The sequence below is a fragment of the Polaromonas sp. genome (assembly GCF_049790275.1).
Lineage (GTDB): Bacteria > Pseudomonadota > Gammaproteobacteria > Burkholderiales > Burkholderiaceae_C > Polaromonas.
In genome coordinates this window covers 19,113-32,087 of the sequence record NZ_JBAQYR010000161.1, presented here as the reverse complement: position 1 = coordinate 32,087, position 12,975 = coordinate 19,113, and the positions used below count along the sequence as shown (strand labels likewise).

At 63.0% G+C, this 12,975-nt stretch carries 16 protein-coding genes; 9 read left to right on the top strand and 7 right to left on the bottom strand.

Translation table 11 applies throughout. The annotated features are described in order from the left end of the window. Positions 1 to 607, bottom strand: a 607-nt coding sequence (locus WA904_RS21150; protein ID WP_425199099.1) for an OmpA family protein, incomplete at its 3' end; no start/stop codon positions are given. A 212-nt stretch (positions 608 to 819) separates the two neighbouring features. On the opposite strand from WA904_RS21150, the gene WA904_RS21145 reads away from it, so the two are divergent. The 3 genes from WA904_RS21145 (at position 820) to plsY (ending at position 3,135) form a co-directional block, all read left to right on the top strand. Beyond that, the gene (locus tag WA904_RS21145) at positions 820 to 1,884 is read left to right on the top strand and encodes an aldo/keto reductase (RefSeq protein ID WP_425199098.1); all 1,065 of its coding nucleotides are present in this window, start codon (positions 820 to 822) and stop codon (positions 1,882 to 1,884) included. Positions 1,885 to 1,987: 103 nt separating this feature from the next. Further along, the gene (locus tag WA904_RS21140) at positions 1,988 to 2,479 is read left to right on the top strand and encodes an aminoacyl-tRNA deacylase (RefSeq protein WP_425199097.1); all 492 of its coding nucleotides are present in this window, start codon (positions 1,988 to 1,990) and stop codon (positions 2,477 to 2,479) included. Between the two features lie 23 nt (positions 2,480 to 2,502). Beyond that, a complete protein-coding gene (plsY, locus tag WA904_RS21135) occupies positions 2,503 to 3,135 on the top strand; it encodes a glycerol-3-phosphate 1-O-acyltransferase PlsY (protein WP_425199096.1) in 633 nt (210 codons plus the stop codon). A gap of 72 nt (positions 3,136 to 3,207) precedes the next feature. On the opposite strand, the gene WA904_RS21130 is transcribed toward plsY, so the two are convergent. After that, the gene (locus WA904_RS21130; RefSeq protein ID WP_425199100.1) at positions 3,208 to 3,873 is read right to left on the bottom strand and encodes a retropepsin-like aspartic protease family protein; all 666 of its coding nucleotides are present in this window, start codon (positions 3,871 to 3,873) and stop codon (positions 3,208 to 3,210) included. Between the two features lie 98 nt (positions 3,874 to 3,971). Beyond that, a complete protein-coding gene (locus WA904_RS21125) occupies positions 3,972 to 4,457 on the bottom strand; it encodes a YajQ family cyclic di-GMP-binding protein (protein ID WP_425199095.1) in 486 nt (161 codons plus the stop codon). Positions 4,458 to 4,511: 54 nt separating this feature from the next. Here WA904_RS21125 and murB point away from each other — a divergent pair, with 54 nt between their 5' ends. Further along, on the top strand, positions 4,512 to 5,564 hold the full coding sequence (gene murB, locus WA904_RS21120) for a UDP-N-acetylmuramate dehydrogenase (protein ID WP_425199094.1): 1,053 nt from the start codon (positions 4,512 to 4,514) through the stop codon (positions 5,562 to 5,564). Between the two features lie 104 nt (positions 5,565 to 5,668). On the opposite strand, the gene argG is transcribed toward murB, so the two are convergent. Both argG and WA904_RS21110 read right to left on the bottom strand, forming a co-directional pair. Beyond that, positions 5,669 to 7,003, bottom strand: a complete 1,335-nt coding sequence (argG, locus tag WA904_RS21115) for an argininosuccinate synthase (protein ID WP_425199093.1) — start codon at positions 7,001 to 7,003, stop codon at positions 5,669 to 5,671. Positions 7,004 to 7,017: 14 nt separating this feature from the next. Then, positions 7,018 to 7,335: a pyrimidine/purine nucleoside phosphorylase gene (locus WA904_RS21110; protein WP_425199092.1), complete on the bottom strand. Its 318-nt coding sequence runs from the start codon at positions 7,333 to 7,335 to the stop codon at positions 7,018 to 7,020. A gap of 173 nt (positions 7,336 to 7,508) precedes the next feature. Here WA904_RS21110 and WA904_RS21105 point away from each other — a divergent pair, with 173 nt between their 5' ends. Together WA904_RS21105 and WA904_RS21100 are read left to right on the top strand one after the other, a co-directional pair. After that, complete coding sequence (locus WA904_RS21105; RefSeq protein WP_425199091.1) at positions 7,509 to 8,084, top strand: RNA polymerase sigma factor; 576 nt, start codon at positions 7,509 to 7,511, stop codon at positions 8,082 to 8,084. 67 nt (positions 8,085 to 8,151) lie between these two features. Further along, positions 8,152 to 8,934 carry an anti-sigma factor gene (locus WA904_RS21100; protein ID WP_425199090.1) on the top strand — a complete coding sequence of 261 codons (783 nt, stop codon included), beginning with the start codon at positions 8,152 to 8,154 and terminating at the stop codon, positions 8,932 to 8,934. A 72-nt stretch (positions 8,935 to 9,006) separates the two neighbouring features. Here the strand turns inward: WA904_RS21100 and WA904_RS21095 are convergent, their stop codons facing one another. Both WA904_RS21095 and WA904_RS21090 read right to left on the bottom strand, forming a co-directional pair. Beyond that, positions 9,007 to 9,717 carry a glycine zipper 2TM domain-containing protein gene (locus tag WA904_RS21095; protein ID WP_425199089.1) on the bottom strand — a complete coding sequence of 237 codons (711 nt, stop codon included), beginning with the start codon at positions 9,715 to 9,717 and terminating at the stop codon, positions 9,007 to 9,009. A 132-nt stretch (positions 9,718 to 9,849) separates the two neighbouring features. Continuing rightward, on the bottom strand, positions 9,850 to 10,194 hold the full coding sequence (locus WA904_RS21090; protein WP_425199088.1) for an ArsC family reductase: 345 nt from the start codon (positions 10,192 to 10,194) through the stop codon (positions 9,850 to 9,852). Between the two features lie 162 nt (positions 10,195 to 10,356). Between WA904_RS21090 and folC the strand changes: the two genes are divergently transcribed. The 3 genes from folC to WA904_RS21075 are packed head-to-tail and all read left to right on the top strand — an operon-like array spanning position 10,357 to position 12,967. Further along, complete coding sequence (gene folC / locus WA904_RS21085; RefSeq protein ID WP_425199087.1) at positions 10,357 to 11,682, top strand: bifunctional tetrahydrofolate synthase/dihydrofolate synthase; 1,326 nt, start codon at positions 10,357 to 10,359, stop codon at positions 11,680 to 11,682. A gap of 17 nt (positions 11,683 to 11,699) precedes the next feature. Then, a complete protein-coding gene (locus WA904_RS21080; RefSeq protein WP_425199086.1) occupies positions 11,700 to 12,467 on the top strand; it encodes an SPOR domain-containing protein in 768 nt (255 codons plus the stop codon). Positions 12,468 to 12,484: 17 nt separating this feature from the next. Beyond that, complete coding sequence (locus WA904_RS21075; protein ID WP_425199085.1) at positions 12,485 to 12,967, top strand: CvpA family protein; 483 nt, start codon at positions 12,485 to 12,487, stop codon at positions 12,965 to 12,967. The last annotated feature ends 8 nt before the right edge of the window (positions 12,968 to 12,975 follow it).

Below are 12,975 nucleotides of genomic sequence, written 5' to 3'. Positions count from 1 at the left end.
TCTTCGCACGGCCTTCATTGGTGTTGTTGTCGGCGATGGGTTCGCGCGAACCGCGGCCGTCGGTGGCGATGCGGTTGGCGGCAACACCGCGGGATGCCAGGTAATTGCGCGTGCTGTTGGCGCGGTCGATCGACAGCGGGTTGTTGATAGCATCGCTTCCGGTGCTGTCGGTGTGGCCGATGATGGTCACGGTGGTCACCGGGTTCTGGTTCAGGCTGGTGGCAAACTGGTTAAGAATCGGCGCGAAGCTGGAGTTGATGTCCGAGCGGCCGGTGGCGAACGAGATGTCGGAAGGAATGTCGAGCTTGAGGCGGTTGTCAGCGGTCTGGCTCACGGCCACGCCGGTGCCGACGGTTGCCCGTTCCATCGCGGCCTTCTGGTCCTGCATACGCTTGGACCAGAGGTAGCCACCGCCTGCACCGACTGCACCACCCAGTACTGCGCCCTGGGCCGCGCCTTTGGAGCCGCCGGTGGCTGCGCCGATCACGGCACCAGCCACGGCGCCGATGCCGGCACCTTTGGCGGTGCCCTGCTGGGTTTCACTCATGTTGGCGCAGCCGCTCAGGAAGAGGGCGGCACAGGTGAGGGAGGTAAGGGCTAATTTCATGGGGGAGATGCTCCTGGAAAGTTGTTAGGCGTGGTGATTAAAGCTGTTGTGTGTGAATGGTATGCATCACAAAGGTATGTGTTTGTAAGCTAAATGCCCGACAGACTGCCCGCCAGCAGCGATGCTTTTGACCGCTTAAACTAGCGCTCCTTGGTGGCATGCCACCAGCCTTGGTTCCTCACACACATCCTTGCATTGACATTGAAACTTCCATGAAAAAAGTACAACTCGGTAGCAGCGGGCTGCAGGTCACCCCCATTTGCCTGGGCACCATGACTTTCGGTGAACAGGTGGATGAAGCCACAGCGCATTCAATCCTTGACCGCTCCCTCGAGCGCGGTGTCAATTTCCTCGACACGGCGGAAATGTATTCGGTGCCGGCCAGGGCCGAAACCTTTGGTGCCACCGAAACCATCATCGGCAACTGGTTGGCCAAACGCCCGGGCGCGCGTGACAAACTGGTGGTGGCCACCAAGGTTGCCGGCCCGGCGCGCGGCATGGCCTGGGTGCGCAAGGGCAGCCCCGACCTGACGCCGCAGGACATCGTGCAGGCCTGCGAGGACAGCCTCAAACGCCTGCAGCTGGAGACGATCGACCTGTACCAGATTCACTGGCCGGCGCGCCACGTGCCGGCTTTCGGCATGCTGTATTTCGACCCTGCGAAAGACAAGCCGGTCAGCTCCATTCATGAGCAACTGGAGGCTCTGGGCGGCCTGGTGAAAGCCGGCAAGGTGCGCGCGATCGGCCTGTCCAACGAGACGCCTTACGGCGTGCACGAATTTGTGCGTCTTGCAGAGCAACACGGCCTGCCCAGGGTGGCAACGGTGCAGAACCCGTTTTGCCTGGTGAACCGCACGGTGGAAAACGGGCTGGATGAAACCATGTACAGGCTCGGTGTGTCGCTGCTGGCCTATTCGCCGCTGGGTTTCGGTTTGCTGACCGGGAAGTACGACGTGGGCGGCACCGCAGGCCCCGAGGCGCCCGCGGATGCGCGCATTGCCAGATACGAGACGGTGCGCCAGCAGCGCTGGGGCCGGCCCGAGGCACTGGCGGCCGCGCGCCGCTACAACGCACTGGCCCGCGAACACGGAATCACGCCCACGCAGCTCGCGCTGGCGTTTTGCTACACCCGGTGGCAGGTGGCCAGCACCATCATTGGCGTGACCTCGGTGGCGCAACTCGACGAGAACCTGGATGTATTCGGCACGAAACTGCCCCCCGAACTGCTGGCCGCCATTGATGCGATTCGCTGGGAGCTGCGCGACCCGGCGCAGTGACCATGGTTCCCCCCGAAGCGCCTTTGGCGCCTCCCCCCAAGAGGGCGCCATCTGCGGCCCGGCAAAGCCGGTTCCGCGCTGGCACTTGAATGGAAGCCCTGCAATGAGCAAAAAAGACCATGTTTCCGGGACGCCTGCGACGCAGTTGTTGAAGGCCAACAAGGTGGCTTTCACTGAGCACCCCTACGAATACCTGGAGCATGGCGGGGCACAGCATAGCGCCGAGGTGCTCGGCTTTGATCCGTTCACAGTGGTCAAAACGCTGGTCATGCAGGACCAGGACGCCAGGCCGCTACTGGTGCTGATGCACGGCAACCGCAAGGTATCGACGAAAAACCTTGCGCGCCAGATCGGCGCCAAATCGGTCGAACCCTGCAAGCCGGAAGTCGCCAACCGGCACAGCGGTTACCTGGTCGGCGGCACCTCTCCTTTTGGAACGCGCAAGACTATGCCGGTGTACATCGAGCAAAGCATCCTGGACCTGCCTAGAATCGCCATCAATGGAGGCAGGCGCGGTTACCTCGTCGGCATCGCGCCGCACGTCTGCATCGAGTTGCTGGATGCCAAGCCCGTCCAGTGCGCACTGGTCGAGTAAAAACAAGAAATACAGGAGAACCCATGGTCTACGTTTACCCCGTCCTTGCCGTGCTTGCGGCCTACCTGATCGGTTCCCTGTCGTTTGCGGTGATTGTCAGCAAGCTGATGGGCCTGAACGACCCGCGCAGCTACGGCAGCAAAAACCCCGGTGCCACCAACGTGCTGCGCTCGGGCAACAAGGCCGCGGCGGTGCTCACGCTGCTGCTCGATGGTGTCAAGGGCTGGGTGCCGATGGCGCTGGTCATGTGGTTCGGCAAGGACTACGGGATGCGTGAAGGCACCCTGGCCGCCGTCGGTTTCGCGGCTTTCGTCGGCCATCTCTACCCGGTGTTTTTTGGCTTCCAGGGCGGCAAGGGAGTGGCCACTGCTGCCGGCGTGCTGTTCGGCGTGCACTGGGTGCTGGGCCTGGCCACGCTGGCGACGTGGGTCATCGTGGCGGGGTTTTCGCGCTACTCTTCGCTGGCGGCGATCGCTTGCGCGATCTTCGCACCGTGGTACTACCTGATCGGCGACCGCTCGTTCTGGTACGTTGACAAGTTGATGGCAGTGGCCATCGTGGCGATGAGCGCTTTCCTGATTTTCCGGCACCGGGAAAACATCATCAAGCTGCTCAAGGGAACGGAGTCGAAGCTGGGTGCCAGCAAGAAAAGCTGAGCTGCACGGCAATCTGCTATGAATTAAGTAGCTGCTTGCGCCCGAGGGGAAAGGGCTACAGCCATTTTTCCTTCAAAACCGCTTGACCAGCGTCATCTGGTCGTTTTCCCGGATCATCTGGAAACGCGTCAGAAAACTGTTGCCCAGCAGCAGGAACGGCAAGTCTCGTGCCGCCACGACTGCATCCACATTGAACACTTCCACGTCACCTACGCGTACCGACCTGAGCGAAGTTCGCCAGCCCGGTACTACCCCATTGGCCGTGCTGAGCTGTATACGCTGTCCGGACTTGTAGTCCAAACCCATGCGCTCGGCGTCGGCCACCGTCATGGAGATTGACGTGGCACCTGTGTCCACCAGGAACTGCACGGTCTGGCCGTTGATCTGACCTTGCGTCATGAAATGTCCACCACTGCCTGCGGTCAGCACAATGCGGTTCCCGCCTCTGCGGCCTTCCCCACCTGTGCCTCCCCCGGCACCCACACTGACCGGCGCATCCCCGACGCGCAGGGTGTGGCGCTTGCCATTGAGTTCGAGCACGGCCTGGTCACCGGACGTGGAGATCACCTTCACATCCATGTGTTTTTCGCCCGCTGCCACGGATTTCGGTGCGGCGCCGTTGACCACCAGCAGCGCCTTGTTGCCCAGCATGCCGGCCAGGGCGACGCTTTGGGCGTGTGCCACGCCGCCAAAGGCCGCCAGCGCGATGAACAAGAGGGGGAAGTTTTTCCATCCCATGCCAGCCGGGGCCGCGGAACCGGCTTCGCCGGGCCGCAGGCGCAGCGCCCCGCCGGGGGGCAGCGAACCACACGCAGTGGGGCGCGTGGGGGCCACGTTCAGTCTCTAAAGTTGTTGAAGCTCAGCGGCATGTCCGGCAGCTCTGCCTTGATCATGGCCATGGCTGCCTGCAGATCGTCACGTTTGGCGCCTGTCACACGCACTGCGTCGCCCTGGATGGACGCCTGCACCTTGACCTTGCTGCCCTTGATGAGCTGCGAGATCTTCTTGGCCTGTTCGGTCTCGATGCCATTGCGGACCTTGACGATCTGCTTGACCTTGTCGCCGCCTATCTTTTCCACCTTGCCGGCATCAAGGAAACGCACGTCAACGCCGCTTTTGGTCATCTTGTTGCGCAGGATGTCGGTGATCTGGTCAATCTGGAAATCGCTGTCGCCAATCAGCGTGATTTCCTTGTCCTTGAGCTCGATCGCGGCGGCCGTGCCCTTGAAGTCGAAACGCGTTCCGATTTCCTTGGCGGTATTTTCCACCCCGTTTTTGACCTTCACCAGATCGGCTTCGAGGACGGTGTCAAAGGAGGGCATGGTTTCCGGTTTCCTGGTTGCGTTGCAGGGTTGTCAGGGTGAGACAATCCCGTGATGTTAGTCGAGAAAAACGTTCCCCTCCAGTTTTCCAACACCTTTGGCATCATGGCCAAGGCGCTTGCGCTGGTGCGCATTGCCGGCGAGGAGGATGTCGCAGCCGTGCTGGCCGATCCCGACCTGCAGGTGCTGCCCAAATTCGTGCTGGGCGGCGGCAGCAACATCGTGATCACCGGCGACGTCAAGCCGCTGGTGCTCAAGGTGGAAATCAAGGGAAAAAAGCTGGTCGGCGAGACGGCCAAAGCCTGGATTGTGGAAGCCGGTGCGGGCGAGAACTGGCATGACATCGTCAGCTGGACGGTGCACAAGGGCTACCCCGGGCTGGAAAACCTGGCACTGATTCCCGGCACCGTGGGCGGCTCGCCGGTGCAGAACATCGGCGCTTACGGCGTGGAGCTGCAGGACCGGTTCGAGTCGCTCGACGCCATCGACCTGACGACCGGCAAAAGCTTCACGCTCAATGCGGCGCAGTGTGCTTTTGGCTACCGCGATTCGGTCTTCAAACACAGCAGCACCGGCCCCAACGGTCTCGGCCTGGCCGGCAAGGCGCTGATCACGCGTGTGCGGTTTGCCCTGCCCAAGGCCTGGAAAGCCGTGCTGGGTTATGCCGATATAGAGAAAAAGATGGCGCAGTCCCCGTCTGTCGTGCCGGACGCGCTACAGATTTATGAGTGGATCTGCGAGATCCGCAAGGCCAAGCTGCCCGACCCGAAGGTGATCGGCAACGCCGGCAGTTTCTTCAAGAACCCCACCGTCACGCCTGAGCAATGCGCCGACATCATCCAGCGCGAACCCAAGATCGTGCACTACCACCTGGACGACGGCTCCGTCAAACTGGCGGCGGGCTGGCTGATCGATGCCTGCGGCTGGAAGGGCAAGACGATTGGCAACGCCGGCGTCTACGAGCGGCAGGCCCTGGTGCTGGTCAACCGCGGCGGCACGGTCAACCCGGTGACAGGCGGCGAGGTGATGACCCTGGCCAAGGCGATCCAGACGAGTGTCTATGAGCGCTTTGGCATTTTGCTGGAGCCTGAGCCGGTGGTGGTGTAGCCGGCCCGGTGATCTGGCGCTGCTATGTCATTCATAGCTGATTGCGCGCGTGGAACAAGGGCTGCAGCCACTTTTCGCTTGAAAAGTGGCCCCATTCACCGTTTTCAGTCGTCCTTGCCGCCCAAGCGCGGCAGCGAATCGCCTTCGCCCAGGGACAGCAGGCCGGCCTGGGTGTAGATCGCCAGCTTGTCGCGGGTGTCGATGATGTCGAGGTTGCGCATGGTCAGCTGGCCGATGCGGTCCAGCGGGGTGAAGGCGCCTTCAACTTTTTCCATGCTCAGCCGTTCCGGCTTGTAGGTCAGGTTGGCGGAGACGGTGTTGAGGATCGAATAGTCGTTGCCGCGGCGCAGCTCGATGGTCACCTCGCCGGTGACGGCACGTGCCACCCAGCGCTGTGCGGTTTCGCGCAGCATGATGGCCTGCGAGTCGAACCAGCGGCCCTGGTACAGCAGCCGGCCCAGCTTGCGGCCGTTGTCGCGGTACTGCTCGATGGTGTCTTCGTTGTGGATGCCGGTGATCAGGCGCTCGTAGGCGATGAACAGCAGCGCCAGGCCCGGTGCTTCGTAGATGCCGCGGCTCTTGGCTTCGATGATGCGGTTTTCGATCTGGTCGCTCATGCCCAGGCCGTGGCGTCCGCCGATGCGGTTGGCCTCGAGGATCAGCTCGACCAGGTCGTCATAGGTCTTGCCGTTCAGGGCTACCGGCCGGCCTTCTTCGAAGCGCACCGTGACTTCCTCGCGCTTGACCTCGACTTCGTCCTTCCAGAACGCCACACCCATGATGGGGTTGACGATTTTCATGCCGCTGTCCAGATGCTCGAGGTCTTTCGCCTCGTGGGTGGCGCCCAGCATGTTGGAGTCGGTCGAGTAGGCCTTTTCGGCCGACATCTTGTAGCCGAAGCCGGCGGCGGTCATGAAGGCCGACATTTCGGCGCGGCCGCCGAGCTCGTCGATGAAGAGCTGGTCCAGCCAGGGCTTGTAGATCTTCAGGGCGGGGTTGGTCAGCAGGCCATAGCGGTAAAAGCGCTCGATGTCGTTGCCCTTGTAGGTGCTGCCGTCGCCCCAGATGTTGACGTCGTCCTGTTTCATCGCCGACACCAGCATGGTGCCGGTGACCGCACGGCCCAGCGGCGTGGTGTTGAAGTAGGTCACGCCGGCAGTCGAGATGTGGAAGGCGCCGCACTGCAGCGCGGCAATGCCTTCGGCGGCCAGCTGTTTGCGGCAATCGATGAGGCGGGCTTTTTCGGCGCCGTATTGCAGGGCCTTGCGCGGGATCTCTTCGTAGTCGGGCTCGTCGGGCTGGCCGAGGTTGGCGGTGTAGGCGTAGGGAATCGCACCCTTGAGCTTCATCCAGTGCAGGGCTGCGCTGGTATCGAGTCCGCCTGAAAAGGCGATGCCGACTTTCTGGCCGGCGGGGAGGTTCTGGAGAATGGTGCTCATGGCGGGGTCCCGGATCAACCGAAGTGACAGATGTAGTGGTAGGCCTGACCGACACGGATCTCGAACTTCGAGTTGCCGGGCACGCTGAATTTTTCGCCCGGGAAGGATGTCACCCAGGTGTCGCTGCCGGCCAGCTTGTAGTCGCAGGAGCCGGCCACGCATTCCATGATCTCGGGTGCGCCCGTGCTGAAGGTCAGCGTCGAAGGCAGCACCACACCGACCGACTTTTTGGTGCCATCGGCCAGGGTGATGCCGTGGCTCACGCACTTGCCGTCAAAGTACACGTTGGCTTGGGTGGTGACGCTGATGTTGGCTATTTGTTCGGTAATCATGGATGGATTGAATAAAACGGGAAAAGGGCCTGCAGAGGGCGGGCGGGTGCAAAACTCCTGATTTTAGGTTACCCGCCGGTGCCGGGTGCCCGCCCGGCCCCATGCCCCGGGGCCGGGCCTTGAATCCGCGGGGAGGTTCCCTGCGTACTCCCGGTGAAGGACAATGACCACCCATGAAAGCAGACAGCCCCGATACGCAATTGATCGCGCTGATTGAGCGCGTCGCGCTGGCCGACGAATCGGCGCTCAAACAGCTGTACGAGCTGAGCTCGTCCAAGCTGTATGGCGTGGCGGTTCGTGTGGTTGGTAATCGCAGCTGGGCCGAGGATGTGCTGCAGGAAGCTTTCCTCAACATCTGGCGTATTGCGGGCGATTACCGGGCGTCGCTGTCGCCGCCCATGGCCTGGATGTGCCTCATCGTGCGCAGCCGGGGGCTGGACTTCCTGCGCCGCCGTACATCTGAACGGGCCGACCAGGCCCTGGCGTTGGACGACGCGATGTCCGACACCATGGAAGGCGACTCGCCCAACCCGATGGACACCGCGCTGGCCGGCGAGCAGGCCTGGGCTTTGCACCAGTGCCTGAGCCAGCTCGGCAACCGGCAGCGCGAGGTGGTGAGCCTGGCCTATCTGCGTGATTTGAGCCATGGCGAGCTGGCCGAACAGCTCAAGCTGCCGCTGGGTACGGTGAAAACCTGGATCAGGCGGGGCCTCGAACAGCTGCGTGGCTGCATGTCCCGCTTTGCATGAAATCGGGTGCTGTTGTTTTGTTTGTTCCTGCCGGTTCGCGGCGGGAAACTTCTGAAGAAGGTGGCGTATGAATTTGACCCGCAACCCCGCGCTGATCGAGCAGCTGGCGGCCAGCTACGCGCTGGGCACCCTGCGTGGCGGCGCGCGGCGCCGCTTTGAGGAGCTGGCGCGGACGCAGGCACCCATCCGGGCGGCGGCCCTGATCTGGCAGAGCCGCCTTGCCTCGGTGACTGAACTGCAGCCGCAGGAGGTGCCGGGCCCGGCGGTCTGGAAACGCGTTGAAAACCTCGTGCAGGCGGACAAGCAGGCACGTGCCATGCTGGCCGCGCGGCAGGCGCCTGCAGCCGCTGCATCCGGCGCAAGCTGGTGGACCAGCCTGGGCCTATGGCGTGGCGCAAGCGCGGCCGGGGCGATGGTGGCCGTGCTGGCTGTCGCCGCCGGGCTGAACCTGAACGGCAAGCTGAACGGCCAGGTTCAGGAGCTCAGCGCCAAACTGGCCGCCACGCCGGAAATCCGGTATGTGGCCGTGCTGGCTGACGACAAGGCAGCTCCCTCGGTGCTGGTGACCTACGATCCCAAACACAGCCAGTTGCAGCTCAGGCATGTGGGCCAGTTCCATCCTGGCCCGGACAAGTCCCTGCAGTTGTGGGCGCTGCCGCAGGCGGGCGGTCCGCGGTCGCTGGGTGTTCTGGGCGATGGCACGGTGGTTCGCCTGCCTGCGGGCAGCAGTGATGTGAACCAAGTGCCTGCGCTGGCCATCAGCCTGGAGCCGAAAGGCGGCGTGCCGGCAGGCAGCGGGCCCAGCGGCCCGGTGCTTTTCAAGGGCGCGCTGCTGCCGACGACGCTGTAAGCTGGCCAGCTGGCGGGTGATCAGGCGCAAAAAAGGGGCTGGTAAAGCCCCTTTTTGTTTTTGGATCTCAGCCTAGCGCCAGTGGTGGTGTCCGTAACCGCGGCTGTAGCCGAAGTTGAGCGACACACCGACAGGCGGGTAATAGGGCCGCGGGTAATAGCCCGGATAGGCCACCACCGCCGGTTGGACGTACACCGGTTGTGCATACACGGGTTGGGCGTAGACAGGTTGCTGCGAATACACCGGCTGGGGCGGCTGGACATAACCCTGCTGCACATTGGCCTGCGGCGCAGGCTGTGCCGGCATGGCGCCCACGGGCGTGACCTGCAACCGCACGTAAAGGCCAGGGTCGTTGGGCATCTGGATGGTGTATTGCTTGTCGGCGTACTCGTAAACCACGTTGTAGTGGGTGGTGCGGTTTTCGTACGAGGTCTGGGTGCCGCATTGCTGCACGTTCTGCACCTGGTTGCGGTTGCCTTCGATGTTGTTGCCGACCATGGCGCCACCGACCAGGCCGATCACGGTTGCCAGTGCCCTACCTCCCCCGTCACCGACGGCATTGCCCATGGCGCCGCCGGCCAGTGCGCCCATCACGGCGCCTGCGCCTGAAGGAGGTGCCTGGGTGATCATGGGCTGTGTGGTGCAAACCTGCTGCGGTACGCTGACCTGCTGCACCACGGGTGTACTGGAAATGACGCGTGCCAGGATGTCCATGGCGGATGCGCTGGCGGCGAACAGCCCGGAAGCTGCGGCCACGGTGGACAGGACGATTGCTTTTTTCATGGTTCAGACTCCTTTTCAGCCTGCTGGGACGCACCCTGCAAGGGTGTCCCAAAGTGACATTTCAAGTTTAATGAATCAGACACGTTTTGGTGCACAAAAGTTCGGTAAAGCCCTGTAAAGCTGTGTTCGTGGTTACAGGCGCGCCGTCCAGCTTTTTTCATCGAACCCGACAGTTACCTGGGTTCCCCAGTCCACCACGGGGCGCTTGATGACGCTTGGCTGGGCCAGCATCAGGGCCTGGGCGCTGGCCGCGTCGGTGGTGGCAGCCTGCTGCTGCGGGTCGAGCTTGCGCCAGGTGGTCCCCTGGCGGTTGACCAGTTTTTCCCAGCCCACGGCTTTTTGCCAGATGGCCAGGCGGTCAGCCGGCACGCCCTGTTTCCTGAAGTCGTGAAAGGTGTGGGCGACGCCGTGGCTGGCCAGCCAGGCGCGGGCTTTTTTGACGGTGTCGCAGTTGGGGATGCCGTAAACAGTGATCATGCGCCATTCTGGCATGAATTCATGTGCCGGATTGACCTTCAGCCCAATGGATGCGGGCGATGGAAGCTACTTATTTGATAGCGAATTCGTCCTCGCGGACCGCGGGGCCAAGGCTTTCGGGCTGGGAGTCCGTGAGCGCCAGCAGCGACAATACGGCCCTGTATGGACAAGCTGAACACCCTCGCCGATTGGCTCGCGCACTGTGAGCGCCTGCACCCCCATGCGATTGAACTCGGGCTGGACCGGGTCAGCCGCGTTGCCACCCGCATGGAACTGCGGTTTGACTGCCCGGTCATCACCGTGGCCGGTACCAACGGCAAGGGTTCGAGCTGCGCGATGCTCGAAGCCATCCTGGGGCAGGCCGGTTACCGCACCGGCGTTTACACCTCGCCGCACCTGGTGCACTTTGAGGAGCGCTGCCGCATCCGGGGCGACACGGCTGCCGCCGCGGATCTGGTGCCGCACTTTGCCCGGGTGGAGGCGCTGCGCGGCGACACTTCGCTGACCTATTTCGAGTTCACCATGCTGGCCATTTTCAGCTTGATGGCGGCTTCCGGGCTGGACGTGGTGATCCTGGAGGTCGGCGTGGGCGGCCGGCTGGATTCGGTCAACATCATCGATGCAGACTGCGCGCTGATCACCAGCATCGACATCGACCACACCGAGCTGCTGGGCAAAGACCGGGAAAGCATTGGCCATGAGAAAGCCGGCATCATGCGGCCCGGCAAACCGGTGGTGGTGGGCGATCCCATGCCGCCGCAAAGCGTGATCGCACATGCCGCCGAAGTGGGCGCTGACCTGTGGCGCCTCGGTCACGATTTCAACTTCTCCGGCGACAAGCAGCAGTGGGCGTGGGCCGGGCGCGGCCGAAGGTACGCCGGTCTGGCCTATCCGGCGCTGCGTGGCGCCAACCAGCTGGTCAATGCCTCGGGCGTGCTTGCCGCGCTGACGGCCTTGCGCGACCGCCTGCCGGTGACGGCGCAGGCCATACGCAACGGGCTGGGCATGGTGGAACTGCCGGGGCGCTTCCAGATCATTTCTGGCCAGCCGACGCTGGTGCTTGACGTGGCGCACAACCCGCACTCGGTGGCAGCGCTGGCGGAAAATCTGGATGCGATGGGTTTTTATCCCTGCACCCACGGCGTGTTCGGCGCCATGGCCGACAAGGACCTGACGCAGATGATGGCGCGCGTGAACCCCATGATTGACCGCTGGTATTTCACCGATTTGCCAACCGCGCGCGCGTCAACCGGCGCTGATTTGATGGCAAGGTGGCAAGGGCTGAACACACGCCAGGATGTGCGCGCAGACGTGTTCGCCGACCCGGTGCAGGCCCTGCAGGCCGCCGTGGCCGCTGCAGACCCCGCTGATAGAATTGTGGTGTTCGGATCCTTCTACACCGTGGGGGGTGTTTTGAAGGACGGCCTGCCCCGCCTTTTTGCTCCGCACGCCGCGCCTGGGCGCCACGCTTCATCAACCGATACCTAACGGATACCGTCACCGCCATGCCGTTTTTCAACTTTCGCCGGAGCCAACCTTCTGCCGCTGCCGCCGGGTCTGGTGCCCAGACCGAAAGCGTGGAAGTGATGCGCAAACGTGCCAAGCACCGCCTGATTGGTGCAGTGGTGCTGGTGCTGGCCGGGGTGATCGGGTTTCCCTTGCTGTTCGACACACAACCGCGACCGGTGGCGGTCGATATCCCGATTGAAATACCGTCCAAAAATGGGGTCAAGCCGCTGGTGATGCCGGCGCCGGTCACTGCGCCGGTGGCCGCCGCCCCCGTCCCGCCAGCCGGGAGCGACAAGGCGGCCGAACCGACCGGCCTGACGCCCCGCGAAGAGATTGTTACGGAAAAAAAGGCTGTAGCCCCCGCGGCATCTGCGTCAGCAGCTATTAAAAGCGAAGCAAAGACGGAACCTGCAGCGGAACCCAAACCCGCCGCCAAGACGGCTCTGAGCAACGACGAGGGCGCGCGTGCCAAGGCTCTGCTTGAAGGCAAGGTGGCCGCGGCTGCACCAGCCAAAGCTGCGCCGGCCGAGGTGGACGGGCGCCTGGTGGTGCAGGTTGGCGCTTTTGCCGATGAGGGCAAGGCACGGGAAGTGCGGCAGAAGCTGGAGCGGGCGGGGTTCAAGACCTACACCCAGGTGGCCGAAACCAAGGATGGCAAGCGCATCCGCGTGCGTGTGGGGCCGTTTGCCAGCAAGGCCGATGCGGACAAGGCCGCCAGCAAGATCAAAAGCCTTGATTTGCCGGCCGCCATCCTGACCTTGTAGGTAAAGGTAAGTCACGCGTGGCGGTTGCTGACCTGGCTTTTTTGGGTGTGTTGGTGGTGTCGCTGATCGTCGGCGCTTGGCGGGGACTGGTGTACGAAGTCCTCTCTGTTCTCGGTTGGGCCTTGTCGTTTTACCTGGCGCAATGGTTTGCTCCGGACGTGGCCGCCCTGCTGCCGTTGCAGAGTGCGTCCGAGCCCGTGCGGTATGCCGCTGCTTTTGTGCTGATTTTTATCGCCGCCGTGTTTTTGGCGGGGTTGCTGGCGGTGCTGTTCAAGAAGCTGGTGGAAGCCATCGGCCTGCGGCCGGTTGATCGCGCGCTGGGTGCAGCTTTTGGTGTGGTGCGCGGGGTGATTTTGCTGCTGGCGGTGACGGTGGTGATCAACATGACCGTTTTCAAAAGCAGTGTCTGGTGGAAGGAGTCCGCAGGCGCTGAAGTGCTGACAGCAGCGGTCAAGGGCCTGAAGCCGGTGTTGCCCGAGCAGTTTGCAAAATACCTGTAATTGATGGC

Excerpts from the sequence above, each read along its gene's own strand:
- WA904_RS21100 (WP_425199090.1), top strand. The coding sequence starts at position 8,152 with ATGAATTTGACCCGCAACCCCGCGCTGATCGAGCAGCTGGCGGCCAGC.
- WA904_RS21140 (WP_425199097.1), top strand. The coding sequence starts at position 1,988 with ATGAGCAAAAAAGACCATGTTTCCGGGACGCCTGCGACGCAGTTGTTG.
- WA904_RS21105 (WP_425199091.1), top strand. The coding sequence starts at position 7,509 with ATGAAAGCAGACAGCCCCGATACGCAATTGATCGCGCTGATTGAGCGC.
- folC (WP_425199087.1), top strand. The coding sequence starts at position 10,357 with ATGGACAAGCTGAACACCCTCGCCGATTGGCTCGCGCACTGTGAGCGC.
- WA904_RS21090 (WP_425199088.1), bottom strand. The coding sequence starts at position 10,194 with ATGATCACTGTTTACGGCATCCCCAACTGCGACACCGTCAAAAAAGCC.
- WA904_RS21080 (WP_425199086.1), top strand. The coding sequence starts at position 11,700 with ATGCCGTTTTTCAACTTTCGCCGGAGCCAACCTTCTGCCGCTGCCGCC.
- WA904_RS21125 (WP_425199095.1), bottom strand. The coding sequence starts at position 4,457 with ATGCCCTCCTTTGACACCGTCCTCGAAGCCGATCTGGTGAAGGTCAAA.
- WA904_RS21130 (WP_425199100.1), bottom strand. The coding sequence starts at position 3,873 with ATGGGATGGAAAAACTTCCCCCTCTTGTTCATCGCGCTGGCGGCCTTT.
- plsY (WP_425199096.1), top strand. The coding sequence starts at position 2,503 with ATGGTCTACGTTTACCCCGTCCTTGCCGTGCTTGCGGCCTACCTGATC.
- WA904_RS21110 (WP_425199092.1), bottom strand. The coding sequence starts at position 7,335 with ATGATTACCGAACAAATAGCCAACATCAGCGTCACCACCCAAGCCAAC.
- argG (WP_425199093.1), bottom strand. The coding sequence starts at position 7,003 with ATGAGCACCATTCTCCAGAACCTCCCCGCCGGCCAGAAAGTCGGCATC.
- WA904_RS21095 (WP_425199089.1), bottom strand. The coding sequence starts at position 9,717 with ATGAAAAAAGCAATCGTCCTGTCCACCGTGGCCGCAGCTTCCGGGCTG.
- WA904_RS21145 (WP_425199098.1), top strand. The coding sequence starts at position 820 with ATGAAAAAAGTACAACTCGGTAGCAGCGGGCTGCAGGTCACCCCCATT.
- murB (WP_425199094.1), top strand. The coding sequence starts at position 4,512 with ATGTTAGTCGAGAAAAACGTTCCCCTCCAGTTTTCCAACACCTTTGGC.